The organism is Streptomyces sp. STAM6, from assembly GCF_054963715.1.
In genome coordinates this window covers 344,469-369,826 of sequence record NZ_JBUEFZ010000001.1, presented here as the reverse complement: position 1 = coordinate 369,826, position 25,358 = coordinate 344,469, and the positions used below count along the sequence as shown (strand labels likewise).

General features: G+C 72.9%; 23 protein-coding genes and 1 riboswitch. Of the genes, 10 read left to right on the top strand and 13 right to left on the bottom strand.

The window, feature by feature from the left end; genetic code table 11:
- Positions 1-69: 69 nt before the first annotated feature.
- From ACY34K_RS01700 to thiO, 5 genes are all read right to left on the bottom strand, one after another.
- On the bottom strand, positions 70-918 hold the full coding sequence (locus ACY34K_RS01700) for a deoxyribonuclease IV (RefSeq protein ID WP_462742338.1): 849 nt from the start codon (positions 916-918) through the stop codon (positions 70-72).
- A gap of 6 nt (positions 919-924) precedes the next feature.
- A complete protein-coding gene (gene pknB, locus ACY34K_RS01695) occupies positions 925-2,940 on the bottom strand; it encodes a Stk1 family PASTA domain-containing Ser/Thr kinase (RefSeq protein ID WP_462742336.1) in 2,016 nt (671 codons plus the stop codon).
- A gap of 156 nt (positions 2,941-3,096) precedes the next feature.
- Entirely contained in the window at positions 3,097-3,897 is an 801-nt protein-coding gene (locus tag ACY34K_RS01690) for a thiazole synthase (RefSeq protein WP_462742333.1), read from the bottom strand.
- A gap of 3 nt (positions 3,898-3,900) precedes the next feature.
- The gene (gene thiS / locus ACY34K_RS01685) at positions 3,901-4,101 is read right to left on the bottom strand and encodes a sulfur carrier protein ThiS (RefSeq protein WP_462742330.1); all 201 of its coding nucleotides are present in this window, start codon (positions 4,099-4,101) and stop codon (positions 3,901-3,903) included.
- Complete coding sequence (gene thiO, locus ACY34K_RS01680) at positions 4,098-5,315, bottom strand: glycine oxidase ThiO (RefSeq protein WP_462742328.1); 1,218 nt, start codon at positions 5,313-5,315, stop codon at positions 4,098-4,100. The genes thiS and thiO overlap by 4 nt, the downstream gene beginning before the upstream one ends.
- Positions 5,313-5,425, bottom strand: a riboswitch (TPP riboswitch). It overlaps the preceding gene by 3 nt.
- Before the next feature lie 54 nt (positions 5,426-5,479).
- Between thiO and ACY34K_RS01675 the strand changes: the two genes are divergently transcribed.
- From ACY34K_RS01675 to ACY34K_RS01650, 6 genes are all read left to right on the top strand, one after another.
- Positions 5,480-5,821 (top strand): hypothetical protein, encoded by a 342-nt coding sequence (locus tag ACY34K_RS01675; RefSeq protein ID WP_462742752.1) that lies wholly within the window; start codon positions 5,480-5,482, stop codon positions 5,819-5,821.
- A 40-nt stretch (positions 5,822-5,861) separates the two neighbouring features.
- Positions 5,862-7,067 (top strand): NAD(P)/FAD-dependent oxidoreductase, encoded by a 1,206-nt coding sequence (locus ACY34K_RS01670; protein ID WP_462742749.1) that lies wholly within the window; start codon positions 5,862-5,864, stop codon positions 7,065-7,067.
- Between the two features lie 63 nt (positions 7,068-7,130).
- Complete coding sequence (locus ACY34K_RS01665) at positions 7,131-7,496, top strand: Rv2175c family DNA-binding protein (protein WP_462742326.1); 366 nt, start codon at positions 7,131-7,133, stop codon at positions 7,494-7,496.
- Between the two features lie 143 nt (positions 7,497-7,639).
- Positions 7,640-8,299 (top strand): thiamine phosphate synthase, encoded by a 660-nt coding sequence (gene thiE / locus ACY34K_RS01660; RefSeq protein WP_462742324.1) that lies wholly within the window; start codon positions 7,640-7,642, stop codon positions 8,297-8,299.
- 154 nt (positions 8,300-8,453) lie between these two features.
- Positions 8,454-9,371, top strand: a complete 918-nt coding sequence (gene metF, locus ACY34K_RS01655; protein ID WP_462742322.1) for a methylenetetrahydrofolate reductase [NAD(P)H] — start codon at positions 8,454-8,456, stop codon at positions 9,369-9,371.
- Between the two features lie 49 nt (positions 9,372-9,420).
- The gene (locus tag ACY34K_RS01650) at positions 9,421-10,269 is read left to right on the top strand and encodes a hypothetical protein (RefSeq protein WP_462742320.1); all 849 of its coding nucleotides are present in this window, start codon (positions 9,421-9,423) and stop codon (positions 10,267-10,269) included.
- Positions 10,270-10,285: 16 nt separating this feature from the next.
- On the opposite strand, the gene ACY34K_RS01645 is transcribed toward ACY34K_RS01650, so the two are convergent.
- From ACY34K_RS01645 to ACY34K_RS01630, 4 genes are all read right to left on the bottom strand, one after another.
- Positions 10,286-11,800, bottom strand: a complete 1,515-nt coding sequence (locus tag ACY34K_RS01645; protein WP_462742317.1) for a phytoene desaturase family protein — start codon at positions 11,798-11,800, stop codon at positions 10,286-10,288.
- Between the two features lie 465 nt (positions 11,801-12,265).
- Positions 12,266-12,874: a TetR/AcrR family transcriptional regulator gene (locus ACY34K_RS01640; RefSeq protein WP_462742314.1), complete on the bottom strand. Its 609-nt coding sequence runs from the start codon at positions 12,872-12,874 to the stop codon at positions 12,266-12,268.
- Between the two features lie 20 nt (positions 12,875-12,894).
- Positions 12,895-14,982: a YhgE/Pip family protein gene (locus ACY34K_RS01635; RefSeq protein ID WP_462742311.1), complete on the bottom strand. Its 2,088-nt coding sequence runs from the start codon at positions 14,980-14,982 to the stop codon at positions 12,895-12,897.
- Positions 14,954-16,102, bottom strand: a complete 1,149-nt coding sequence (locus tag ACY34K_RS01630) for an ATP-binding cassette domain-containing protein (RefSeq protein ID WP_462742308.1) — start codon at positions 16,100-16,102, stop codon at positions 14,954-14,956. The genes ACY34K_RS01635 and ACY34K_RS01630 overlap by 29 nt, the downstream gene beginning before the upstream one ends.
- A gap of 161 nt (positions 16,103-16,263) precedes the next feature.
- Between ACY34K_RS01630 and ACY34K_RS01625 the strand changes: the two genes are divergently transcribed.
- From ACY34K_RS01625 to ACY34K_RS01615, 3 genes are all read left to right on the top strand, one after another.
- Positions 16,264-16,752: an SAV_6107 family HEPN domain-containing protein gene (locus ACY34K_RS01625; RefSeq protein ID WP_462742305.1), complete on the top strand. Its 489-nt coding sequence runs from the start codon at positions 16,264-16,266 to the stop codon at positions 16,750-16,752.
- A gap of 64 nt (positions 16,753-16,816) precedes the next feature.
- Positions 16,817-17,575: a methyltransferase gene (locus ACY34K_RS01620; protein ID WP_462742302.1), complete on the top strand. Its 759-nt coding sequence runs from the start codon at positions 16,817-16,819 to the stop codon at positions 17,573-17,575.
- Positions 17,576-17,842: 267 nt separating this feature from the next.
- Positions 17,843-18,238: a DUF3040 domain-containing protein gene (locus ACY34K_RS01615; protein ID WP_462742299.1), complete on the top strand. Its 396-nt coding sequence runs from the start codon at positions 17,843-17,845 to the stop codon at positions 18,236-18,238.
- A gap of 182 nt (positions 18,239-18,420) precedes the next feature.
- Here the strand turns inward: ACY34K_RS01615 and ACY34K_RS01610 are convergent, their stop codons facing one another.
- The 4 genes from ACY34K_RS01610 to ACY34K_RS01595 form a co-directional block, all read right to left on the bottom strand.
- Positions 18,421-20,841, bottom strand: a complete 2,421-nt coding sequence (locus ACY34K_RS01610) for a transglutaminase TgpA family protein (RefSeq protein WP_462742296.1) — start codon at positions 20,839-20,841, stop codon at positions 18,421-18,423.
- Positions 20,838-22,208, bottom strand: a complete 1,371-nt coding sequence (locus ACY34K_RS01605) for a DUF58 domain-containing protein (RefSeq protein WP_462742293.1) — start codon at positions 22,206-22,208, stop codon at positions 20,838-20,840. The genes ACY34K_RS01610 and ACY34K_RS01605 overlap by 4 nt, the downstream gene beginning before the upstream one ends.
- Complete coding sequence (locus tag ACY34K_RS01600; RefSeq protein ID WP_462742290.1) at positions 22,208-23,227, bottom strand: AAA family ATPase; 1,020 nt, start codon at positions 23,225-23,227, stop codon at positions 22,208-22,210. The genes ACY34K_RS01605 and ACY34K_RS01600 overlap by 1 nt, the downstream gene beginning before the upstream one ends.
- Before the next feature lie 211 nt (positions 23,228-23,438).
- On the bottom strand, positions 23,439-24,044 hold the full coding sequence (locus ACY34K_RS01595) for a beta-class carbonic anhydrase (RefSeq protein ID WP_462742287.1): 606 nt from the start codon (positions 24,042-24,044) through the stop codon (positions 23,439-23,441).
- Between the two features lie 313 nt (positions 24,045-24,357).
- On the opposite strand from ACY34K_RS01595, the gene rsmH reads away from it, so the two are divergent.
- Complete coding sequence (gene rsmH, locus ACY34K_RS01590) at positions 24,358-25,314, top strand: 16S rRNA (cytosine(1402)-N(4))-methyltransferase RsmH (RefSeq protein ID WP_462742284.1); 957 nt, start codon at positions 24,358-24,360, stop codon at positions 25,312-25,314.
- Positions 25,315-25,358 lie beyond the last annotated feature (44 nt).

Genomic DNA, 25,358 nt, shown 5'->3' with positions numbered 1-25,358 from the left:
CGCGGCGGCGGTGGCGGTTCCTCCCGGTACCCGGGACCGCGTACCGCCCGGGGGGTATTCACCGATCGCTCAGCGCAGTTCCTTCAGTCGCGCCACGTCCGCCGCGTGGCCCTCCTTGCCACCGGGCGTTTCGATGATCAGCGGGACGCCCTCGGTCGCGGGATGGCGCATGAGCTCCCGGAAGGGGTCCTCGCCTATGTGCCCGGCGCCGATGTTCGCGTGACGGTCCTTGTGGGCGCCGACCACGTCCTTGGAGTCGTTGGCGTGGATCAGCTTCAGCCGGCCCTCACCGACGGTCTTCACCAGCAGATCCAGCGTCTCGCGCATCCCGTGCTCGCCGGTCAGGTCGTGCCCCGCCGCGAAGATGTGGCAGGTGTCCAGACACACACCCAGCTTGGGATGGGCGTCGAGCGCCTCGAAGTACGGCCCGAAGTCCCAGGTCCTGGAGCACAGCGACGAGCCCTGCCCGGCCGTCGACTCCAGCAGCAGGAACGGGTCGTCGTCGTGGGTCAGCTCGTCCAGCAGCGGCAGCATGTGCTCGCGCACCTGCGCCAGAGCCTCCTCGCGCGGACGGCCACCGGTCGCCGAACCGGTGTGCACCACCACTCCCAGGGCGCCGATCTCCCGGCCCCGGCGCAGCGAGTGGCGCAGCGACTCCACGGACCGCTCGACCGTCGCCTCGGTGTGTGAACCGAAGTTGATCAGGTAAGGGGCGTGCACATAGGCGGGTATGCCCTCGGCGGCGCACTGGGCCCGGAACAGCTCGTCCTGGGCGGGGTTGCCCACCGGTGTGGCCCAGCCCCGCGGGTTGGCGACGAAGACCTGGACGGTCTCGGCACCCAGCTCACGGGCGTAGGTGAGGCCGACCGTGGCCAGGCCGCCGGCCACCGGGACGTGGCCGCCGACAGGGTTGCGCATGGGTGTCTAGATTCCCTTGATCTTGATGGTGATGGTGCTGCCCTCGGGCGCCCGCTCGCCGCCCGCCACGGACTGGCCGCTCACGGTGTCGCCGAGGAACGGGAAGGTCTTCTCGACGTTCACCTCGAAGCCGGCCGCCTTCAGCTTGCGCCGGGCGTCGTCGGTCTTGTCGCCCGTGACGTCCGGGACGGCGATCATGCGGGGGCCCTTGGAGACGGTCAGGGTGATCGTGTCGCCCTTCGCGGCCCGGCGGCCCTCCGCCGGGGACTGCTGGGCCACGGTCCCGGCCCGCTGCGGCGAGTGGACCCGCGCCGCGGCCACCCTGACCTTGAACCCGGCTTCCTCCAGCGCGCGGGTGGCGGAGTCGACCGGCTCCCCGGTGACGCCCGGCACGTCCACCGGCGCGCCCTTGCTGACGACCAGCGCGACGGCGGAGTCCGGGCTGCGCTCGGTGCCGGGCCCGGGGTCGGTGCTGATGACCGAGCCCTGCTCGACCTCCTCGCTGAACTCCCTGGTGACCACACCGGGAGCCAGACCCGCCTTCGCCAGGGCGCTCTTCGCCTCGTCGAGCGGCTTGCCCTCGAGGTCCGGCACCTTCACGATCTTCGGCCCGCGGGAGATGGTGAGCGTCACCGAACCGTTCCCCCGGATGCGCTCGCCCGGGGCCGGGTCGGTCGCCATGACCGTGCCGCGCTCGTAGGCGCTGCTGAAGTCCTTCTTCGTGGCCCGCACCTCCAGGCCCGCGTCGGCCAGCCGCTTCTGCGCCTCGGCCTGCGTCTGGCCGAGGACCGGGGGCACCCGGGTGAACTGCCCGGAGTTGATGTACCAGACGCCGGTGCCGATGCCGAGGACGAGCAGGACGGCCGCGACGACGGCGAGCGGCCCTCGGCCGGGCCCCCGGCGCACCGGACGGACGGGCTGGGGCGCCGCGCTCGGCGGCGGCAGCTCCAGCCGGCTGGTGTGCTGGACCCCGTCCCCGCCGTCCCCGGGGACGGCACCGGGGCCCTGACCCGGCAGCGGGGCGGGGACCGGCGCGTCCTGGTTCTGCTCGGGCTCCCGCTCCGCGGGCAGGACCCGGGCGATCACGCTGGTGACGTCGTCGGAGCCCACCGTGCCGGACTCTCCGGCGCCGGGCTCGACGTCGCGGGCCTGCGGCGGGGTGAGGTCCAGCTGGTCGTCGCCGAGCGCGGCGCGGGTCTCGCGGGTCTGGGCGAGGAGCGCCACGGCGTCGTGCGGGCGCACCTCGGGGTTGCGGGCGGTCGCGCTCGCGACCAGCTCGTCCAGCTCGACCGCCAGGCCGGGCACGGTGCCGGACGGCGCCGGCACATCGGCGTTCAGGTGCTGGTAGAGGACCTGGGCGGGGGTGTCCCCGGCGTGCGGCTTGGACCCGGTCAGCATCTCGTACAGCACCACACCGCAGGCGTACACGTCCGCGCGGGTGTCGGCCGTGCCGTGCTCGATCTGCTCCGGCGCCAGGTACGACACCGTGCCGAGCACCGAGCCGGTGGTGTTGGTGGCGGTGCCGACCGCCCGGACGAGTCCGAAGTCGGCGACCTTGACCCTGCCGTCGTCCCCTATCAGGACGTTCTCCGGCTTCATGTCCCGGTGGACGAATCCGGCGCGGTGCGCGGCGCCGAGGGCGGCGAGCACCGGCTCCAGGATGTCCAGGGCCGCCCGCGGCCGGAGCGCACCGCGCTCGCGCAGCACGTCACGGAGGGTGCAGCCGGCGATGTACTCCATCGCCAGATAGACGTACGCGCCGTCCGCGCCCTGGTCGAAGACACCGACCACATTGGGGTGCGACAGCCGCGCCACGGACTTGGCCTCGCGGATGAACCGCTCGACGAACGTCGCGTCCGCCGCCAGGGCGGGGTGCATCACCTTCAGGGCGAGAACCCGGTCGAGCCGGGTGTCGACGGCCCGGTAGACCGTGGCCATGCCACCGACGGCGATGCGCGCGTCGACTCGGTAGCGGCCGTCGAGCAGCTGGCCGACGAGCGGGTCGTGCAGGGTCGTATCCACCCGGCTGAGTCTACGAGTCCGTGTCGACGCCCCGTCCGCCCCGTCCGCCCTCACCGCAGGACTGCAGCCGACCTGTGACACCGGCCCGGGGAGGCGCGCCGCCCGCGGCGGGAGGCGCGCCCGGGTGTGCCGGGCCGGGCCGGGGAGGCGAGGGGATCAGGCGCCGAAGGCCGGCCGCTCCGGGTCCAGCGCCGCACGGCCCTCGGCCGGTGACGACGCCTCCGCGAAGTGGCGGCGCGGGATGCGGCCCGCGCGGTGGGCGAGCCGGCCGGCCTCGACCGCGTGGCGCATGGCCTCGGCCATGAGGACCGGCTCCTGGGCCCGGGTGACCGCGGACGCGAGCATGACCGCCGCGCATCCCAGCTCCATCGCGAGTGCCGCGTCGGACGCCGTGCCCGCGCCCGCGTCCAGGATCACCGGCACGCGCGCGTGCTCGACGATGAGCTGGAAGTTGTGCGGGTTGCGGATACCGAGTCCGGAGCCGATCGGCGAGCCCAGCGGCATGACCGCCGCGCAGCCGGCGTCCTCCAGCCGGCGCGCCAGCACCGGGTCGTCGTTGGTGTACGGCAGGACGGTGAAGCCGTCGTCGACCAGGGTCTCGGCCGCGTCGAGCAGCTCGATCGGATCGGGCAGCAGGGTCCGCTCGTCGGCGACCACCTCCAGCTTGATCCAGTCGGTGCCGAGTGCCTCGCGCGCGAGGCGGGCCGTCAGCACGGCCTCACCGGCCGTGAAGCAGCCCGCGGTGTTCGGCAGGACGCGGATGCCGAGCCGGTCGAGGACGGAGAGCACGGATCCCTGGACGGTCGGGTCGAGGCGGCGCATCGCCACGGTCGTCAGCTCCGTGCCGCTGGCGGCCAGGGAGCGTTCCAGGACGTCCAGACTGGGCGCCCCGCCGGTGCCCATGATCAGCCGGGAGTCGAAGGTGGTGCCGGCGATGACGAGACGGTCGTCGGCCATGGGTCAGCCTCCCTGGACCGCGGTGAGGACCTCGACCCGGTCGCCGTCGCCGAGCAGGGTCCCGGCCCACTGGCTGCGCGGGACGACGGTCTCGTTGACCGCGGCGGCCACCCCGGAGGGGGCCTTGGTGAGGGTGGCGACCAGGGCGTCGAGTGTGGTGGGGGAGACGAGCCGTCGGGCCTCGCCGTTCACGGAGACGTTCATGACACTCCTGCGGGGGAGACGGATGCGGGGGAGACGGGTGCGGGGGCGGTCGCCGGGGCGGCTTGGGTGCCGCCGGGGCGGGAGAAGCGGGCGGGGGTGAAGGCGCGGGCCTCCTCCGGGAGCTCCCCGGTCGCCAGGACCTCGGCCATGACGTCGCCGGTGACCGGGGTCAGGAGCACTCCGTTGCGGTAGTGCCCGGTGGCCAGGTGCAGTCCCGGCAGCCCGGTCGGGCCGAGCAGCGGCGCGTTGTCGGGCGATCCCGGGCGCAGGCCCGCGCGGGTCTCGGTCAGCGGCAGCTCGGTGATGCCCGGCACCAGCTCATGGGCGTCCCGCAGCAGCTCGTAGACGCCGCCGGCGGTGACGGTGGTGTCCCAGCCGAGTTCCTCGCTCGTCGCTCCCACGACCAGCTCGCCGTTCTCGCGCGGCACCAGGTAGACGTGGCTGCCGCGGACGACGGCGCGGACGGTACGGCTCAGGAACGGCGCGTACGGCCCGGGCACGGTCAGCCGCAGTACCTGACCCTTCACCGGGCGCACCGGCGGGACCAGATCGGCGGGCACGCCGCCCAGCCTGCCGCTGAGGCTGCCGCCGGCCAGTACGACCCGGCCGGCGGAGAGCTCGGTGCCGTCGGCCAGGGTCACGCCCGCGGCCCGGTCCCGTACGACGGCCAGCCGGTCGGCCCAGGCGCGGTGGAAGACCACCCCGGCCCGCTCGCAGGCGGTCACGAGGGCCGCGGCGAGGCGGCGGGGATCGACCTGGTGGTCGCCGTCCACCCGCAACCCGCCGCGCACCCCGGGTGCCAGCATGGGTTCCAGACGGCGGCATTCGCGGCCGCTGAGCCACTCCGACTCCAGGCCGGAACGGATCTGCAGCGCGTGCAGCTCACGCAGATGGGCGCGGTCGTCGGCGTCCAGGGCGACGGCGAGGGTGCCGCACGCGCGGTACCCGATGTCCGCGCCGGAGGCCTCCGCGAGTTCCTCGGCGAAGGCCGGATAGCGGCGCGCGGAGGCCAGGTTGAGGCCGAGCAGCGTCTCCTCGCCGTAGTGCAGCTCGGTGACCGCGGCGAGCATGCCGGCGGCGACCTGCGCGGCCCCGCCGCCCGGCTCAGGGTCCACCACGGCGGTGGTCAGCCCGCGCCGCGCCGCGCGCCAGGCCGTGACCAGGCCGATGATTCCGCCCCCTACGACGAGGACGTCGGACGTTCGTGGATGCATGGGCGTCCAGCCCCTCCCTTCGCCGGCATGACCCGGATCAGGTTCGTACGGTCGGAGGCCGGCCAGCCTCCCTCTCAGCCCGGTGCGTCCGGGCTCCCGCGTGTGCTCTACGGTGGCCAGACTAACCCCCTGTCCCGACCCGCAGTAAGGGAGCCTTCACCGTGGTGGCCCGCTCGCTCGACGGCCTCGTCCTCGCCCCGGTCGCCGACCAGGCCCCGGGACAGGTCGGCACCAGGACGAGGTTCACGTACCACGAGGAGGACGGCCGCGTCTGGGCCGACTACGCGGGCGGGGACGTGGTCCGCGGGCATCTCGTCGGTACCCGGTCCGGAGATCGGCTCGACTTTCGCTATGTCCAGCTGAAGCGGGACGGGCAGACGTCCTCGGGGCACTGCGTCTCCGCCGTGGTCGAGCTCCCGGACGGCCGTGTCCGGCTGGAGGAGACCTGGGAATGGGAGTCCCAGGAAGGCGGCGGTACCAGCGTGGTGGAGCAGGTCGCTTCCTGACGATGCGTCAGCTGCGTAAGGTGATCGGGTGAGCGAGCGGATGAATGCAGAGCGGGGCGTCGTCATCGTCGGCGCCGGGATGGCCGGGGTGCAGACGGCCGTGGCGCTGCGGGAGCGGGGTTTCACCGGCCCGGTCCTGCTGATCGGCGCCGAGCCGCACCAGCCCTACGACCGGCCGCCGCTGTCCAAGGCGGTCCTCCTCGGGAAGGCGGAAGGGTCCGCCTTCGACGTGGACTTCGAGGCGCTCGGCATCGAACTGCGCCTGGGCGTCGAGGTCACCGGAGTGCGCACCGGCGCGCGGGAGGTCGACACGGAGGCCGGCCCGGTCCCGTACGACGTCCTCGTCGTCGCCACCGGCGCCCGGCCCGTCACCCTGCCCGGTTCCGAGGGCGTCCCCGGCGTGCACCTGCTGCGCACCCTCGACGACGCCGAACGCCTGCGCCCGGTGCTGGCCGAGAAGCACGAGGTCGTGGTCGTCGGCGCCGGCTGGATCGGCGCGGAGTTCGCCACGGCCGCGCGCGAGGCCGGCTGTGCGGTCACCGTGGTCGAGGCGGCCGACCGGCCCCTCGCGGGTGCCCTGCCGCCCGAGGTCGCCGCCCCGATGGCCGCGTGGTACGGCGAGAGCGGCGCGGAACTCCTGACGCACGCGCGCGTGGCCCGGGTCGAACCGGGCGAGGTCGCCCTGGAGGACGGCCGTCTGCTGCCGGCCGGCGCCGTGGTCGTCGGCATCGGCGCCCGGCCCGCCACCGGCTGGCTGGCCGGCTCGGACATCGCGCTCGGCCCCGAGGGCGCCGTCGTCGCGGACGACCGTCTGCGCACCTCCGCCGCAGGTGTGTACGCCGTCGGCGACTGTGCCTCCTTCCCCTCCGCCCGCTACGGCGAGCGGCTGCTGGTCCACCACTGGGACAACGCGTTGCAGGGGCCGCGCACGGTCGCTGCGGACATCGTCGGCGAGGCCCCCGCCCCCTACGACCCCGTGCCGTACTTCTGGTCGGAGCAGTTCGGGCGTTTCGTGCAGTACGCCGGCCACCACGCCGCCGCCGACAGGCTGGTGTGGCGGGGCGACCCGGCCGGAGCCGCCTGGTCGGTGGCATGGCTGCGCGGGGAGGCCCTGGTGGCGCTCCTCGCGGTGGGGCGCCCCCGCGACCTCGCGCAGGGCCGCAGGCTCATCGAGGCGGGCACCCCGCTCGACCCCGAGCGGGTCGCGGACCCCGCCGTCCCGCTGAAGTCGGCCGCACGGGCGTAGCGGCATGGCCGGTCCGGCCTAGCCCGGGTACCGAGTGTCAGTCCGGGATGGCACGCTTGTCCCGTGACCGAGATTGACGCAAAGATCGATGCTCTCGTCCCCGCCTGGCTGCACCTGCCCGACATCGCGGAAATGCTCGATGTCGAGGTGACGCGCGTGCGGCAGCTGGTCAAGGAGGGCCAGCTGGTCGCCGTGCGCCGCGGTGAGAACCGGGCGCTCCAGGTGCCTGCCGCCTTCATCAAGGACGGCAAGGTCGTCAAGGGCCTCGCGGGGACCCTGACGCTCCTGAAGGACGACGGCTTCACCGACGAAGAGATGCTGGAGTGGCTCTTCACCCCCGATCCGTCCCTGCCGGGTACGCCCGCGCAGGCGCTCAGCGAGAATCGCGGCACGGAGGTGAAGCGCCGCGCCCAGGCGCTCGCCGTCTGACACGTCCACCGACACGGGGCGTCCCTTCCTGAGACGCTCCGTATCACCAGGTAAGACGCCGACACCAGGCGGTGTACGGGCAGGGGTGCGGGACCTACCCTGTCCCGGCCCGTACGCCGCCGCACCCCGGGGGGAACGCCCACATGTCCAGCGACACGCGCGCCACTCTGCTGTCCGACGCCCGGCTCTATCTGTGCACGGACGCCCGCAAGCGGCAGGGTGACCTGCCGGCCTTCCTCGACGCGGTGCTCTCCTCCGGCGTGGACATCGTGCAGTTGCGCGACAAGGGCATGGAGGCCGGCGAGGAGCTGGAGCACCTGGCCGTCTTCGCCGACGCCTGTCGCCGGCACGGCAAGCTCCTCGCGGTGAACGACCGGGCCGACGTGGCGCACGCCATCGGCTCGGACGTGCTGCACCTGGGGCAGGGTGACCTCCCGGTCCCGGCCGCCCGCGCCATCCTCGGCGACCGGGTGCTGATCGGCCGTTCCACGCACGCGGAGGCCGAGGTGGACGTGGCGGCCGTCGAGCCGGGCGTGGACTACTTCTGCACGGGCCCCTGCTGGCCGACGCCCACCAAGCCCGGGCGGTACGCACCGGGGCTCGGCCTCGTGCGGTACGCCGCGTCGCTGGCCCAGGACCGGCCCTGGTTCGCCATCGGTGGCATCGACGAGGGCAATCTGGACGAGGTGCTGGACGCGGGTGCCCGCAGGATCGTCGTCGTCCGTGCCGTCACCGAGGCCGACGACCCCGCCGCGGCCGCGGCGGCCCTCGCCAAGCGGGTCCGCGAGCGCGCCGCGGGATAGCGGGCACCGGGCGGAGCGGCATCGTCCGATCGCAGGTGCGCGCCGGGACCCGGGGGTGTCCACGAGTGTCCAAGGGGTGGACAAGAAACCGGCAATTCCGGCAAATGTCTGTGCTCTGGTTGGGTGAGGCACCAGCCGTGGTTAACCTGCCCGTATGGCCCTTGGCACACCTTCGACCAGGACAGATCGCGCCCGTACCGTGCGCGATCTGCTCGCGACCGGTAAGTCGTCGTACTCCTTCGAGTTCTGGGCGCCCAAGACCGAGAAGGGCGAGCGGAACCTCTGGAACGCGCTGCGCCGCGTCGAGGCCGTCGCTCCGAGCTTCGTCTCCGTGACCTACGGAGCCGGCGGTTCCACCCGGGCCGGAACGGTCAAGGCCACCCAGGAGATCGCGGCCGACACCACGCTCACCCCTGTCGCGCACCTCACCGCCGTCAGCCACACCGTCGCCGAGCTGCGCAACATGATCGGCCAGTACGCCGACGCGGACATCAGGAACATCCTCGCCGTCCGGGGCGACCCGCCCGGCGATCCGATGGGCGAGTGGGTCCCGCACCCGGAGGGCGTGCGGTACGCCGCCGACCTCGTCCGGCTGATCAAGGAGTCCGGGGACTTCTGCGTCGGCGTCGCCGCCTTCCCGGAGATGCACCCGCGCTCCACCGACTGGGACACGGACATCCGGCACTTCGTCGACAAGTGCCGCGCGGGTGCCGATTACGCCATCACACAGATGTTCTTCTTCCCTGAGGATTATCTGCGGCTGCGTGACCGGGTCCACGCGGCCGGCTGCGAAACCCCGATCATTCCCGAGATCATGCCGGTGACCAGCGTGAAGCAGATCGAACGCTTCGCCATGCTCAGCAACGCCCACTTCCCGCCCGACCTCAAAGAGCGGATCCTCGCCGTCAAGGACGATCCGGCCGCTGTACGCTCCATTGGCATCGAGTTCGCCACGGAGTTCTGCGCCCGGCTGCTCTCCGAGGGTGTCCCCGGATTGCACTTCATCACGCTCAACAACTCCACGGCGACACTGGAGATCTACGAGAATCTCGGACTGCACGAGCAGTCCTGACCGGCCGTACCCGCCACGTCCCGGCGGCGGCCGTAGGAGAGGGGCGGGCATGGGCTGGACGGTCCTCTACATCGCGTTCGGTGTCGTCGCGCTGTGGCTGCTCGGCGAAGTGCTGCTGCAGTACAAGGCACGGCTGCGCTGGCGCCTGCTCGCCTTCGCCGGGTTCCTGGGCGTCGTGGTGGGTGTGCTGCTCCCCTCCGTCGTGGTGATCGCGCTGGGCGCGGCCGCCTTCGCGGTCGGCCAGACCTATGTCACGCTCTCCTTCCGGCGCGGTTTCTCCACCGGCTGGGCGCTCGGCGGCAGCCCCGGCGCGAGCCGCCGCCGCAAGGCCGGACCCGCCCCGGCGTCGGGACCGACCCTGGAGGTCTCCGGCCTCGAGTACGACCGGCAGCCGGAGCCGGACGAGGGGTCGCTCGCCGGGAACTCGGCGGTCTACGAACCGCAGCCGCTGCCCGACGAGACCGGCCAGTACGGCGTCTACAGCGCCGCCGCCTACGAGGCGGAGCAGCACGCCCACGCCGGGCACGCGGACCGCGCCGAGCAGACCCCGCAGTACGACGGCGGGTTCGGCAGCTACGCACCCACCGGCTACGACCAGCAGGACGCGTACGCCGCCTCCTACGACTACGGCGGCCAGCAGCAGTACGCCGCCTACTCCGACCCCTACATCGGCACCGCCCCGGTCAGTGGCGGCCAGGGCTACGGCGCCTACGACGGTTACGGCGGCCAGCAGCAGTACAGCGATCCCTACGCCCCGCAGTACGGCATGGACACCCCGCCCGGCGGTGTGTGGGTCCCGCAGCAGCGCGACAGCGAACACCTGCCCCAGCCGCCCCACGAGCCGCCCTCCCCGTACGGCTACGACCAGGGCCAGGGCGACCAGCAGTACCGCTACTGACCCGCTCCGGGTCCCCTCACCGCGAGCCCCGGAAGTCCGCGCCCTCCACGATCAGTCCGGCGACCAGCGCCCCGGACATTCCGGCATGGGCGAGACCGCCGCCCGGGTGCGCCCACCCGCCGGCGAAGTACAGCCCGGCCACCGGAGCCGGATTGGCCGCCGGCAGCAGCGCACCGCCGGCACCCGCCAGCGCCGGCCCCGGCACCTGGAACACCCCCGTCTCCCGGAACGTGTCGGCCGGAGTACGCACCTCCCGCCACAGCAGCCGCTCCCGCAGCTCGGGCACCGCCGCCGCTGCGGCCTCGGTCATCCGGTCCGCGAAGGCGTTCACCTCCGCCTCCCGGGACGCGCCCCACAGGTTCTCCGACGCCCACATACCCCCGGCCGGCACGGTCGCCGTCACCGTGACCGCCTCGTGCGTCCCGTCCGGCCGCAGCCGCTCGTCGTCCGGGCGCAGCACCACGACCGTCGGCCGCTCGCACAGCCGGCCCGCCGAGAGTGACTCCAGCTCGTCGCCCCGGTCGGCGGAGTGCACCACCGTCCGGTGCACGGCGCCGGGAGGCCGCTCACCGCGCAGCGCCAGACAGAGCGTCACCCTGCCGGTCCGCACGCCGGACTGGTGGCGCGGCCACTCGTCCTGGCTCTCCCACTCCAGCACCTGGTCCCGGTAGAGCGCGGGCACGGGCGCACCCGCGACCACATGGTCCGCGTCGGCCGGCCCCCGGTCCGCCACCCGCACCCCGGCCGCACGGCCGTCCTTCACCACGACACCGGTCACCTCGGCGCCGAAGACGAACTCCACCTTCCGCTCCAGGCACCGCTCGTACACCGCGTCGGCGAGCGCCCGCAGGCCGCCGCGCACGTACCAGGAGCCGAACGTCTGCTCCATGTAGGGCAGCACGGCGGCGGAGGGGGGCGCGGTCGCCGGATCGAAGCCGTACGACAGGGCGTACCCCTCCAGCAGCGCCGCAAGACGCGGGTCGCGCAGCTCCCGCCGGCCCACTTCGGCGAGCGTCCTCGGGGAGCGGCGCAGCAGACCGGACTTCAGCGCCGGATAGGGATCACGGGAGAACGGGGAGGGATCGGCGGGCAGCGGCTCCTCCAGCAGCGGCCGGCGCGAGCGGTCCCAGGTGTCCCGCGCGCGGTTCAGGAACGCCCCCCAGCGCTCGCCCGCCCCGGCGCCCAGCGCCCCGTCCAGCGCGGAGACGACACCGGCCCGCGACGCGTTCGGCAACGACACCGCCGTGCCGTCGGCGAACACATGCCGGCTCGCCGGGTCGACCTGCGTCAGCTCCACGCACCGCTCCAGCGGCGCCTTGCCGGTCTTCACGAACAGGTCCCGGTAGACCGCGGGCAGATGCAACAGCCCCGGGCCGGTGTCGAAGGCGAAGCCGTCGCGCTCGAACCGTCCGACCGCGCCGCCGTACGTCTCCGACCGCTCGTACACCGTCACCCGGTGGCCTGCCACAGCCAGCCGGGCAGCCGCCGCCATGGCGCCCATCCCGGCGCCGATCACCGCAATCCGTGCCATGGCGGCGACTTTATCCGGGCCCACCGACAGTGCGGTCCGGCGGCCCGGGCGCTCCTGCGGACGCCCGGCGTGCGCGGCCCCGGGACGGCCGGCCTGGGTGTGAGCGCGCAGGGCTGAGTATCCGTACTCAGTCGGCGAGATGAGTAGGGACGCGGATGGGGCCGGACCCGCCGGGACGGAAGAGTGGGGACCACGGAAGGGGCGCGGTGGAGGCACCGCCGACACGGGGCGGCGGAACCGTCACCGCGCACCTGCCGGAACGGGGTGCACAACGGGAGAGCCCACCGACCACGGGGGACAAACGGGGGTCGGGCTCTCTTCGCACAACGGGGGACAACGGGGACACGGGGGAAACACGCCGGTCCGGCGAGGCTCGGGGGGATCGAGCCTCACCGGACCGGCTTTTTCCTTGCGGTCAGCGGCTGCGCGCCGCGCGGCAGTGGGCCGTCCGCGCGGCGCGGCGCCCTAACACCCGCCGACGCGTCCGTGCAGCAGCCGGGACAGCGCCGCGTGCACATCGTCCAGGGACCGCTCGCGCTGGAACGCCTGCCAGTCCAGCGCCGCCACGAGCACCATTCCGACCAGGGCAGCCGCGGTCAGCGAGACATCGATCTCGTCGCTCAGCTCACCGTTCTCGACGCCCTCGCGCAGAACCGTCTCGACCACGGCGACCGCCTCCCGGCGGACCACCATGAGGGTCGACTGCCAGGCCCGGTTCGTACGCCAGAGCTCCGCGACGTACAGCTGGGTGAAGGCCGGATAGCGGTCGATGAAGACCAGTCCCGCCCTGATCATCGCGTCCAGCGCCTCGATCCGGGTGCCGCCCCGCTCCGCCGTCGCGTCGGCGGCGGAGCGCAGTGACGCCGTGAGGAGCCCCACGCCGTGCCGGAGCAGCTCCTCGAAGAGCTCGGTCTTGCTCTTGAAGTTGTAGTAGACCGTGCCCTTGGCCACCCCGGCCCGCTCCGCGATCTCGTCCACCGTCGTGGCCGAGAAGCCCTGTTCGGCGATGAGGGTCACGGCTGCCTCGTAGAGCTTGGTGCGGGTGGCCTGCCGTCTGCTGCTCTGGGTGTCCATGGCGTCGATTCTCACAGGTCTCACAGGCTCAGTTCGGGATGCAGCCGGTCCAGACTCCAGACCTGCTTGCGGCGGGCGGAGAGGGCCGTCAGGGCGAGCGCACCGGCGGTGAAGGTGGCCAGAACCGCACAGGCCTGCCACACCGGGCCGATCCCGCCACCCGTGATGAGCCGGCGCAGGGCCTCCACGACGTACGTCATCGGCAGGAAGGGATGGATGGCGTTGAAGAAGCCCGGGCTGGTCTGAACGGGGTAGGTGCCGCCGGCCGAGGTCAGCTGGAGCATCAGCAGGGCCAGCACCAGGATCCGGCCCGCCGCGCCGAAGCGGGCGTTCAGCCACTGGATGATCGCTGCGAAGCAGCAGGTCACCAGGGCGAGGAAGCCGACCGTTCCGGCCGCGCGCGCCATCTGCAGGCCCAGCCCCCAGTGGAGCACGGACATCAGCGCGGCCACCTGGAGAAGACCGATCGCGGCGACCGGCAGCCAGCCGGCGAAGGCGATCCGCCAGGCGGACGCACCCGCGGCGAGCGCGCGGCGGTTGAGCGGCTGGATCAGCATGTACGCCACCATCGCGCCCACCCACAGGGAGAGCGGGATGAAGTAGGGAGCGAAGCCGGTGCCGTAGTTGGGCGCCTTGTGCAGCGACTGGGCGGCGAGCTTGACCGGGTCGGCCATCACCTCGGTACGGCGGTCACGATCCTGCTTGTCGTAATCGGGGATCTTGTCCACGCCGTCGTTGAGGCCGGTGGCGAGCTCGGTGGAGCCGTCGGCGAGCTTGAACAACCCGCTGTCGAGGTCACCGGCGCCCTTCTTGAGCCGGCCGACGCCCTTGTCCAGGTCGGTGGAGCCGGTCTTGGCACCGGTCAGACCCGTGTGCACCTTGTCCGCGCCCTTGGCGACCTCGTGGGCCCCGGTGTTGAGCTCGTTGATCTTGCGCACGGCGAACGCCAGGTCGCTGTCCAGGTTCGGCGCCCGCTTGGCCAGCGCGTCGGCCTTGGTCCGCAGATCGGCCAGCTGCGCCTGCAGCTTCCCGAGGTCGCCGTTGCTGTCCTTGGCCAGCTCGTGGAGATCGTCGGCGATCTTCGCGCTGTCGGCCGAGGCGACCTTCGCGCGCTTCATCGGCGGGCACCAGGTCGGGTCGGGCAGCGGCGCGTCCTCGCAGCGCTCCTTGTACAGCGCGGCCAGTTCGTCGGCCGCCTTGTGCGCGCCCTCGCGCGCGGTGGGCCCGGTCTTCACGATGAGATCGAGGTTGTGGCTCATGGCCTGCGACAGGTCGGAGACGAGCCGGGCCGAGTCGCCGATCTTCTTGCCGTTGTCCTTGAGGTACGGGCGGACGTCGGCGGCCACGCCGTTGACCTTGTCGGCCAGCACCTGGGTGCCGTTCGCGACCTGCCAGGCGCCGTTCTCCACCTCGCCCGCGCCCTTGTCGAGCGACTTGAGACCGCCGGCCAGCTTGCCGCTGCCCTCCTTGGCGTTGGTCAGCCCGTCGGAGAGGTCCTTGGAACCCTTCTTGGCCTTGCCGACGCCGTCCTTGACCTTGTCCGCGCCCTTGGCGGCCTCCTCGGTCGCGTCGTGGATGTCGGAGAAGGAGATGAAGATCTTGTCGAGGAAGGTCCGCGACGACTTCGTCGAAGCCGCCGTCCGCACCTCGGAGAACACCGTCCGCGAGATCTGGCCGACGATGTAGTTGTTGGCGTCGTTCGTCCGTACCTTCAGCGCACCCGTCTCGGGGGAGTCGCCGGAGCTGGACGCGATCCGCTCGCTGAAGTCGCGGGGCATCGTCAGCGACAGGTAGTACGTGCCGTTCTCGACGCCCTCGCGGGCCTCGGCATCACTCACCTCGTGCCAGTCGAAGACCTCGCTGTCGCGCAGGTTCGCGGTGAGATCGGCGCCCGCGGTGATCTTCTTGCCGTCCGCTGTCGCGCCCCGGTCCTCGTTGACCAGGGCGACGGGTATCCGGTCGAGCCGGCTGTAGGGGTCCCAGAAGGACCACAGGTAGAGCGCGCCGTACAGCAACGGCAGCAGCAGGATCGCGACGAGTGCGGCGCGCGGCAGCTTCCCCCTGCCGAACCGCTTCAGCTCAAGCGCGGCCAGTTTCGGCGAACGCATCGGCTGCCCCCTCCTCGATGGTGCGGATGGTGGTCGTGTCTCCGGGCGCCTCGCTGCACACGGCCAGCACGGTCGTGCCGTCGGCGGCGATGGACCGCAGCAGTGACCAGGCCGCGGCGCGGTCGGCGTCGGAGAGTTTCATGTCGATGTCGTCGACGGCGAGCAACCGGGGCTCGCCGATCAGGGCGAGGGCGACCGACAGGCGCAGGGCCTCCAGGCGCTCCAGATCCCGCACGGAGGTGCGCTCGCCCTTGGGCAGGGCGTCCACGTCCAGGCCGGCGGCCTCCAGTGCGGCCGCCACCCGGCGCCGGGACGCGGCCTTCCGCTCGGCGGGCCGGCGCAGCAGGGCGAGCGGCGAGCCGTCGAACCGCCGTTGCAGCAGCGCCCGCTCGCGCAGGTGCTCGGCGACGGTGAGCGCCGGGTCCAGGTCGCTGACCCCGGGGACGGGCCCGAGGGCGCTGATCCTGCGCACGGCCGCCATCTTGCGCGGCAGTCGCAGCCCGGCCACCTCCGCGTGGCCCTCGGTCGGCTTCATCCGCCCGGTGAGCGCGAGCAGCAGACAGGTGCGGCCGGACCCGGAAGGGCCCTCGATGGTGATCAGGGCACCGGGCTCCGCGTCCACCGACACTGCCCGGAAGGCCCACCCACGCGGCCCCTTGAGTCCGAAGTTCTCGGCGACGAGCGCGGCGCCCCGCCGCGTCTCCGCATCGGAGGCGGGGGACGGGGCGGAGGCCGGGGCAGCGGCCGGAGCGGCGCTTTCGCTGCCCCCGGCAGGCGGGGTGGGCGCGGTGGGCGAGGCGAGCCCGGTCTTCCCGGCGTCCTGGCGGTCCTCGTCCTCGCGGCCCTTGTCCCGGCGGCCCTCGTCCTCGCTGTCCGCGGCGTCCTGGGCGCCTCCGGCGTCTTCAGCGGCTCCGGTGGCCTTCCCCGCGCGCGCGGCGCTCTGGGCGGCCTTGCCGGCGCGCCCGGCGCTGCGGGTGGACTCGCCGGTGCTCCCGGCGCTCTGGGCGGCCTTGCCCGTGCGCGCGGCGCTGCCGACGCGGTCGCCGGCCTCGGTCGCCTCACCGCTGTCGTCGGCGGCCCCACGCGCGGTCTCGGGCTCGTCCTTGCCGTCCGGGTTCACTCGCGCCCTCCCCCTCCTCATTTGAACTGACCGGTCAGTGCAAAAACTACTCCGAACCCTGGACGGAAGCAAAACCCCAGGTCAACGGCGGTTGTCAGTGGTGGGCGCCACGATGGGCACATACGGCTACGCGCCGTCACACGACGATCAGGAGGTTCGTCATGGCCGGTCCTCATCCGTCGGCACGCGACGTCCACCCCGTTCTGCGCCGGGCGTCGGCCCCGCCCGCCGCCCTCGACCTGCTCGCCCAGGCCCGCGCCGGCCTGGAGGAGGCGAGCACCCTGGAAACCCCCAACGAGCGGTACGCCACGGCTCACCTCGCCGCCCTGCGCACCGCGGCCGCCGTCCTCGCCGCCCGCGGGCGGCCCGAGAACTCCCCGCGCAAACGACAGCAGATACGCAGTGCCTGGGAGGTGCTGCCGGAGATCGCGCCCGAGCTGACCGAGTGGAGCGCCCTGTTCGCGTCCGGCGCCTCCCGCCGGGCCCGGGCCGAGGCGGGTATAGAGGGTGCGGCCGGCGCCCGGGACGCCGACGACCTCATCCGGGACGTCGCCCTGTTCCTGCGCCTCGTGGAACGGCTCCTGGCGCTCGAGCCGGTGCTGCCCCGACCCCGGAGCGGGACCGCGGAGGCGGACCTGATCACAGGGTGACCGGGACGGTCCCCGAGGCCATAGGGTGGGACTGTTCGTAACCGTCGCCGAGGAGTCAACTGCCGTGTCGGACCCGCATCGCCCCCGCGCCTCCCTTCGTACCGCCGTGGTGTGGGACGTTCTCGAGGACGCCCTCGACCGCCGGGTCAAGGCGACCGGGAAGGACAGCCTGGACGTCCTCGACACCGGCGGCGGCAGCGGGAACTTCGCCGTCCCGGTCGCGCGGCTCGGCCACCGCGTCACCGTCGTCGATCCCAGCCCCAACGCCCTGTTCGCGCTGGAGCGCCGGGCCGCCGAGGCCGGGGTCGCCGACCGTGTCAGCGGGGTCCAGGGCGACATCCACGGCCTGTTCGACGTCGTCGAGCGCGGTGGGTACGACGCGGTGCTGTGCCACGGCGTGCTGGAGTACGTGGACGACCCCGTCGAGGGCGTGCGCAACGCGGTCGAAGCGCTGCGGCCCTCCGGCGCGCTCAGTCTGCTCGCCGCGGGGCTCGGCGGAGCCGTCCTCGCCCGCGCCCTCGCCGGCCACTTCACCGAGGCCCGGCACGCGCTGACCGACCCCGCCGGCCGCTGGGGCGACGGCGACCCGGTACCCCGGCGCTTCACGGTGGAGCAGCTCACCGAAACCGTCGAGGCCGCCGGTGTGCAGGTCGGCGCCGTGCACGGTGTGCGCGTCTTCGCCGACCTGGTTCCCGGCGTCCTCGTCGACACCGAGCCCGGCGCCCTGGACGCGCTGCTGAAGCTGGAGGCCGCCGCCGCCGAGCTGCCCGCCTTCCATTCGGTCGCCACCCAGCTGCACGTGCTGGGCGAAAAGCGCGCCTGACCGGAGCAGCCGGGCTGATCAGCGGCGCAGCCGCAGATGGAGTACGCCACAGGCCCCCCGATCGCCGCCGGATCCCCGTATGATCGAGGGACACCATCCGGCATGACGGATCGACGGACGGGGAATCTACGCCTCACCAGCCGAACCGGCATGGCGGCCCGACTGGTGAATAGGCGTAGAGGGCGGGTTTCACGGGGGCGATTCCCTGCCTATCCTGAAAGGGCCGCATACCGGTCGCCCCCCGCGACCGACGACGAGGAGGACTCCGTGCCGCTCTCGGAGCACGAGCAGCGAATGCTCGAGCAGATGGAGCGAGCGCTGTACGCCGAAGACCCCAAGTTCGCGACAGCGCTCGAGGGAAGCGGGCTGCGTACATACACCCGGCGACGGGTCTACCAGGCGGTCGCAGGCTTCCTGGTGGGTATCGCGCTCCTCATGGCCGGAATGGTCGCGCAGCAGATCTGGATCAGCGTGGTGGGTTTCCTCGTCATGCTCGGCTGTGCGGTCCTCGCGGTCACCGGATGGCGTAAGGCGCCCAAACCGGGCGAGCAGCAGGCTCAGGGGGGCCAGGCCTCCGGTCGCCACCACCCCCGCCAGCGCCGTTCGATGATGGACCGGATCGAGCAGCGGTGGCAGCGCCGCCGCGACGAGCAGGGCCACTGACACAGACGTGAGTGGGGGTGACCGCCCGTAGGCGGTCACCCCCACTTTCTTTTGCTCGTCCCGGACAGCGGAACCCGGACACGAACGGAGTTCCACCGCCCGGACATCCGGCCGCGGCTCCCGCACACCGAAGGCCCGGCGCGAGCGCGCCGGGCCTTCGGTGTGCGGGAGCCGCGTGTGTGTCAGCCGCGCTGGCGGGACGGCCGCCGCAGCAGGCCCGACAGGCGCTCGACGGGCCGCGCCAGCGCGGCCGACCAGCGGCTGGTGAGCGCCGAGCAGCGGTCCGAGAGCGACCAGATCACCCGGACGGTGGAGCGGGGCGCCAGTCGGGCGCGCAGCCGGGCCGGAGTGCCGGCCACCGCGCGCAGACCCGCCCTGACCCGGTCGGCCTCTTCCGTCAGACCCGTGATCGGGCGCGGGTCCGGCGCGTAGAGGACCTGCTCCACCACACGGGCCACCCGGTGGACCGAGTCCGCGGGCGGGCCCTCCAGCTTGCCCAGCCGGACGATCCGCGCGGCCGTCCTGCGCGGGGTCTGCGACTCGTCCGGGGGCACGCCGTGGTCCCAGGCCGTGTCGATGATCTCCCGCCACACCGCCAGCGTCCTGGCCGCCGCCTCCTCCGGGCTGCGGCCGGGCGTGCCCAGCCGCCGGGCCCGGATCCGCATGCGCCACAGCATCGGAAGCAGCGGTACGGCCACCGCCGCCACCACGGCCAGCACGATCAGCAGGATCGTCCCGAGCGGCGCACCCGAGTCCGTCGGGGGCAGCGCGCCCTGCGGCGTGAGGTCACCGCACTCGCCGAGGCGCCGGGCCTGTGCCGGGCAGCTCTCCTGCGCGGACGGCACCGTGGACGGCGCGGCCGAGGCGGTCTCCTCCGGCTGCGCCGGGTTGCTCGCCCCGCCCGACGGCGTCTGGGGCCGGGTGTACTCGGGCACCGACCCACGCGTCGGCGTCGGCTCGAACCGTGTCCACCCCACGCCTTCGAAGTACAGCTCGGGCCAGGCGTGCGCGTCCCGGATGCCGACCGACATCACCCCGCCCGCCTGCGGGGCGCCCGGAGTGAAGCCCACGGCGACGCGTGCCGGGATGCCCAGGGTGCGGGCCATCGCCGCCATCGAGAACGAGAAGTGGACGCAGAAGCCCTCCCGCTGCTTCAGGAACCGGGAGATCGCCGTGACCCCCGTCCCCGACGACACCTCGGTGTCGTAGCGGAAGCCGCCCTCCAGAGCGAACCAGTCCTGCATCTTGACGGCCCGCTCGTAGTCGTTCCTGGCGCCCCTGGTCACCGCCAGCGCGGTGTCCTTCACCTCCCGCGGCAGCGTGTCCGGCACCTTGGTGTACTCGCGCAGCAGCGCACCCGGCGGTGTACCGGCACCGGACAGCTGCCGGGCGGTCGGGTTCACCTGAAGGCTCGTCACCCGGTACTGCACGCCCTTGGTGGTCTGCCCGTCGTCGCCGACGAGCATCCGCCCGGCCGGTTCGTACCGCCAGCGGCCGTCGATGCCGATCCGGGTCGCCGGGTAGGGCAGCGGCAGCCACTTCTGCTCGTACGAGCCGGCCGCCGAGATGGTCGTCGTGATCTCCGTCGTCCCGACGCTCCCGGACAGCCCGTCCGGCTGCGGGAGCTCCTCCGGCACGTCCTTGACCTGGCGCACCGACGACTTCCAGGACGAGCCGTCGAACTGGTCGAGGGCGACCAGGCGCAGATAGAGACCCGACGTGTCCCGGGCGTTGGTGTTGTACTGCAGCACCTCGCGGTCCTGCGGCTGGTTCAGGTTGTCCTGCAGCGACACCAGCGGGTTGACCGCGGAGATCGTGCCGCCGCCGCCCTTTCCGCCCCCGCCGCCGGTACCGCCCAGCAGCCCGCCGCTCATCGACGGCAGCGCGGCCGGCACCACCAGCGCGATACCCAGGGCCATGACGCCGATCCGCCGTCCGGTGCGCACCGGCGCCAGCGGGGCGCCGCCGGACTCGAGCCCGGCGGCTCGGCGGTCGTCCGGCCGCGGAGCGCCGCCGAAGACCCGGCCCCACTGCGAGAGCCGGTCACGGCCCTCGGCGAGCAGAAGCAGCAGATAGCCGGAGGCGGCCAGCAGGAACCACAGCCAGCTCGCCCCGCCGCCCGAAAGCCCCGCGGCCACCGAGTACAGCGCGAGCAGCGGCAGCCCGGCCGGGGCCGCGCTGCGGAACGTCACCGCCAGCGCGTCCACCGCCAGCCCGATCACCAGCACACCGCCGACCAGCATCAGCCGGATGCCGTCGGTCGCCGGCGCCGGGATCGCGTACCGCCCGACGTCCTCCGCCCCCGAGGTGAGCAGCATGCTGAACTGCTCGAACGCCTCGGGGCCGGGCAGGAAGGCGACGAACGCCTGCTCCCGGGCGAAGACCACGGTCAGCATCAGCAGCGTCACCAGGGCCTGGACCGCCACCGTCAGTGGCCGGGCCAGCGGCACCCGCCTGGCCAGCGCGCCGACACCGCTCTGGATCGCGACCAGGAACCCGGCCTGCACGATCCAGGTGGCCGGATCGACCAGCGGCACCAGCGCACCCGACGCCATCAGCGTGGCGGCGAAGGCGCACAGCGCCAGCCTCCCGCGACCGCTCATGACCAACTCCCCGAAGCCCCTGTCGTACCACCGCCGGACACTCCCTGGGCGGAGCCGGGACCCGCCCGGCCGACGGTCCGCCACAGCTCGGCGAGCGACGCACCCGGCGGCACGGCCACCGCGGCCCATCCCGCCTCGCGCAGCATCCGCACCCTGTCCTCCACGGCCCCGGCCACCGCGCCGCCGGTCAGCCATGTCCCGCTGTCCAGGACGAAGGCCACGGCCGCGCCGCTGCGCTGCCGCATCCGGGCGGCCATCGCCGCCTGCTCCTCGTCCAGATCGCCGATGAAGGCGACCAGCAGCCCGTCGTTCCCGCCGCGCAGCACGTCGTACGCCCGCGACAGCCCGGCTCCGTCCGAGTGGTCGACGACTGCGAGCGTGTCCATGATCAGACCCGCCGTGTCCGCCGACTCGGTCGAACCGGTGAAGCCGTCCGAGCCCTCACCCGGCAGCGCGTTGCCCGCGTCCGTCAGCAGCCGTACCGCGAAGCCCCGCTCCAGCATGTGCGTGAGCACCGACGCCGCGCCGGACACCGCCCACTCGAACGCCGAGTCGGGGCCGGAGCCCTGGTAGGCGACGTACCGGGTGTCCAGCAGCACCGTGCACCTGGCCCGCTGCGGCTGCTCCTCGCGGCGCACCATCAGCTCGCCGTACCGCGCGGTGGACCGCCAGTGGACCCGCCGGAGATCGTCGCCGTACCGGTAGCCGCGCGGGATCACGTCGTCCTCGCCGGCCAGCGCCAGCGAGCGCTGCCGCCCGTCGCCGTACCCCGACGCCTCGCCCGACAGCCGCACCGGCGGCAGGGGCTCGGTGCGCGGTATGACGGTGAGTGTGTCGTACGCGCTGAACGAGCGGGTCAGCTCACACATCCCGAACGGGTCGTTCAACCGGAGCTGGAGCGGCCCCAGCGGATAGCGGCCGCGCAGGTCCGAGCGCACCCGGTACGACACCTCGCGCCGGCCGCCCGCCTCCACGCGGTCCAGCACGAACCGGGGCCGGGGCCCCAGGACGTACGGGACGTGGTCCTGGAGCATCAGCAGCCCGGTGGGCAGCCGGGAGACGTTGTCCATCCGCAGGTGCACGCGCGCCTCGGCGCCGGCCGACACCCGCCGAGGGGTGAGCCGCCGGCCGGCCGCCACCCGGTAGCGGGTACGGCAGAGGACGACCACGCAGACCAGCGGCAGCACGGCAAGCAGCAGTCCGACCCGCAGCAGATCGCTCTGCCCGAGGACGTAGGCGCAGATCGCCGCCGCGACACCGGCCGCGAGGAAGGACCGGCCCCGTGTGGTCAGTCCGCCGAGCGCGGCCCGTACCCCGCCCCCGCCGCTGCCCTCGCCCTCCGGGGCGGCGGGGCTCTCCGCCGTCATCACAGCCGCCGGATGCGGGGCTGCTGCTGGCCGTAGAGCGGCGCTCCCGGCGGCATCGCCGCGGGCACGGGCGTGCGCTGCAGGATCTCGGCGACGACCTGCTCGGACGTGCGCCGGTTGAGCTGGGCCTGGGCGGTCGGCAGCAGCCGGTGCGCCAGGACGGCGACGGCCAGCGCCTGCACGTCGTCCGGCAGGGCGTAGTCACGGCCGCTGAGCGCGGCGGACGCCTTCGCGGCGCGCAGCAGGTGGAGTGTGGCGCGCGGCGAGGCGCCGAGTCTGAGGTCCGGGTGGTTCCGGGTGGCCGCGACCAGGTCCACGGCGTACCGCCGGACCGCTTCGGCGACGTGGACCGTGCGGACCGCGTCGATCAGCTTCACGATGTCGTGGGCGTGCGCCACCGGCTGCAGGTCGTCGAGGGGCGAGACCGAGCCGTGCACGTCGAGCATCTGCAGCTCGGCCTCGGGGCTGGGGTATCCGATGGAGACCCGGGCCATGAAGCGGTCACGCTGGGCCTCGGGCAGCGGATAGGTGCCCTCCATCTCGACCGGGTTCTGCGTGGCCACCACCATGAAGGGGCTGGGCAGCTCGTACGACTGCCCGTCGATGGTGACCTGGCGCTCCTCCATCGACTCCAGCAGCGCCGACTGCGTCTTCGGCGAGGCGCGGTTGATCTCGTCGCCGATCACGATCTGCGCGAAGATCGCGCCCGGCTTGAACTCGAAGTCACGCCGCTGCTGGTCGAAGATCGAGACACCCGTGATGTCCGACGGCAGCAGGTCGGGCGTGAACTGGATACGCCGGACCGAACAGTCGATGGACCGCGCCAGCGTCTTGGCCAGCATGGTCTTGCCGACGCCGGGCACATCCTCGATGAGGAGGTGTCCCTCGGCGAGCAGCACGGTCAGCGAAAGCCGTACGACCTCAGGCTTGCCCTCGATCACACCCTCCACCGACCTGCGGACGCGCTCCGCTGTGGTGGTCAGATCTGTGAGGCTCGCTCGATCGTCATAGGTCGTCACCCGGCCCTCCTCGGCCCGTTCCGTGGGCCGGTGCGCAACTGATGGCACGGCCCACCCCTGAAACACGGACACCGCCTCCGGACGGTTCCGGGAAGGTGTCATCCCCGCATTCTTGTTGCCGTTCCCGCGTTGTGTCACTCGCCTGTGGATAACTGTGTGGGATATGTCGGGGGTTGCCGTATTTCAGGTGTGGAACCGTGCCGAAAAGAGGTCAGGCGACGGGGTCGATCTCCCGCAGCAGGCCCGTCTTCACATCGAAGACGAAGCCCCTGATGTCGTCGGTGTGCAGCAGGAACGGCGATGTGCGCACCCGCTGCATCGACTGGCGGACGTCCTGGTCGACATCGCGGAACGCCTCCACGGCCCAGGCCGGCCGCTGGCCGACCTCCTGCTCCAGCTCGTGCCGGAAGTCCTCGGTGAGGGACTCCAGGCCGCAGCCCGTGTGGTGGACCAGGACGACGCTGCGGGTGCCGAGCGCCCGCTGGCTGATCGTGAGCGAGCGGATCACGTCGTCGGTGACCACGCCGCCGGCGTTGCGGATGGTGTGACAGTCGCCCAGCTCCAGGCCGAGCGCGCGGTGCAGGTCGATCCGGGCGTCCATGCAGGCGACCACGGCGACTTTGAGAACAGGCCGGGCGTCCATGCCCGGATCGGTGAAGTCGGCGGCGTAGCGCTCATTCGCCTCGACGAGACGGTCGGTGACCGTGCCGCCGGTGCGTATTGCGCTGGTGGCGGAGTGAGCTGAAGTCGACATGGCTACGACGTTAATGGTCACGGGGCATGGAGGCCCGCTGTGAGACGGGACAAAGAACGTCAATGTCGCTTGTTGTGAGGTAACCCACAGGGCTCCGCCCTGCGCGCCCGTATGGGTGATATGTGCTTGATGTGCCACTCGTACGGAACCCCCGGGCGACGCGCTGACCGGTTGATTGACCGCGCGGGGGAGTGGACTAAAGTGGCGCGAAGTTCACGGAGACATGGAGCACTTTCCGCAGTTTCTCCCCCGCGTGTGCGGCGGTACGTACGGCTCGGCCTCCTCCCGCTCGCCGGCCGTCCGACGCCCTTTCCGGCGCCGGCGGACTCCGGTGGGATCCGGCGGTACGTGCGCCGCGCCGGATCTGAGAGGGCGCATGAGCGAGACCCGACACGTCCCGGTAATGCTCCAGCGGTGCCTGGACATGTTGGCCCCGGCGCTGACGGAGCCGGGAGCGGTGGTCGTCGACTGCACTCTCGGCCTCGGCGGACACAGCGAGGCGCTGCTGACCCGGTTCCCCGAGGCGCGGCTGATCGCCCTGGACCGGGACAAGGAGGCGCTGCGCCTCTCCGGCGAGCGGCTCGCCCCCTTCGGCGACCGCGCCACCCTGGTGCACGCGATCTACCGCGACCTGAGCGAGGTGCTCGACCGGCTCTCCGTTCCCCGCGTCCAGGGCATCCTCTTCGACCTGGGTGTCTCCTCCATGCAGCTCGACGAGGCGGACCGGGGCTTCGCCTACGCCCAGGACGCCCCGCTCGACATGCGCATGGACCAGACGACCGGCATGAGCGCGGCCGAGGTCCTCAACACCTACCCGCCCGGTGAGCTGGTGCGGATCCTGCGCGCGTACGGCGAGGAGAAGCAGGCCAAGCGGATCGTCTCGGCGATCGTCCGCGAACGGGAGAAGGAACCGTTCACCAACAGCGCCCGGCTCGTCCAGCTGATCCGCGACGCCCTGCCGCAGGCCGCCAAGCGGACCGGCGGCAACCCCGCCAAGCGCACCTTCCAGGCCCTGCGCATCGAGGTCAACGGCGAGCTGACCGGACTGGAGCGGGCCATCCCCGACGCGGTGAAGGCCCTCGCCGTGGGAGGCCGGATCGCCGTTCTGTCGTACCACTCGCTGGAGGACCGGCTCGTCAAGCAGGTCTTCGCGGCCGGCGCCGCCACCACCGCGCCGCCCGGACTGCCCGTCGTCCCCGAGCGCTACCAGCCGCGGCTCAAGCTGCTGACGCGCGGCGCCGAACTCCCCACCGAGGAAGAGGTCGCGGAGAACCGCCGCGCCGCCCCGGCCAGGCTGCGGGGCGCCGAGCGCATCAGGGAGGACGATCTGTGAGCGAAGGCCGGGACACGAGCCGCCCCCGTCGCGGACGGGCGGCG

Coding starts and splice junctions, on each gene's coding strand:
- ACY34K_RS01690 (WP_462742333.1), bottom strand. CDS start 3,897: ATGGCCGACGACCGTCTCGTCATCGCCGGCACCACCTTCGACTCCCGG.
- metF (WP_462742322.1), top strand. CDS start 8,454: ATGGCCCTTGGCACACCTTCGACCAGGACAGATCGCGCCCGTACCGTG.
- thiO (WP_462742328.1), bottom strand. CDS start 5,315: ATGCATCCACGAACGTCCGACGTCCTCGTCGTAGGGGGCGGAATCATC.
- ACY34K_RS01640 (WP_462742314.1), bottom strand. CDS start 12,874: ATGGACACCCAGAGCAGCAGACGGCAGGCCACCCGCACCAAGCTCTAC.
- ACY34K_RS01605 (WP_462742293.1), bottom strand. CDS start 22,208: ATGACGGCGGAGAGCCCCGCCGCCCCGGAGGGCGAGGGCAGCGGCGGG.
- thiE (WP_462742324.1), top strand. CDS start 7,640: ATGTCCAGCGACACGCGCGCCACTCTGCTGTCCGACGCCCGGCTCTAT.
- ACY34K_RS01700 (WP_462742338.1), bottom strand. CDS start 918: ATGCGCAACCCTGTCGGCGGCCACGTCCCGGTGGCCGGCGGCCTGGCC.
- ACY34K_RS01670 (WP_462742749.1), top strand. CDS start 5,862: ATGAATGCAGAGCGGGGCGTCGTCATCGTCGGCGCCGGGATGGCCGGG.
- ACY34K_RS01650 (WP_462742320.1), top strand. CDS start 9,421: ATGGGCTGGACGGTCCTCTACATCGCGTTCGGTGTCGTCGCGCTGTGG.
- thiS (WP_462742330.1), bottom strand. CDS start 4,101: ATGAACGTCTCCGTGAACGGCGAGGCCCGACGGCTCGTCTCCCCCACC.
- ACY34K_RS01635 (WP_462742311.1), bottom strand. CDS start 14,982: ATGCGTTCGCCGAAACTGGCCGCGCTTGAGCTGAAGCGGTTCGGCAGG.
- ACY34K_RS01645 (WP_462742317.1), bottom strand. CDS start 11,800: ATGGCACGGATTGCGGTGATCGGCGCCGGGATGGGCGCCATGGCGGCG.
- rsmH (WP_462742284.1), top strand. CDS start 24,358: ATGAGCGAGACCCGACACGTCCCGGTAATGCTCCAGCGGTGCCTGGAC.
- ACY34K_RS01610 (WP_462742296.1), bottom strand. CDS start 20,841: ATGAGCGGTCGCGGGAGGCTGGCGCTGTGCGCCTTCGCCGCCACGCTG.
- ACY34K_RS01625 (WP_462742305.1), top strand. CDS start 16,264: ATGGCCGGTCCTCATCCGTCGGCACGCGACGTCCACCCCGTTCTGCGC.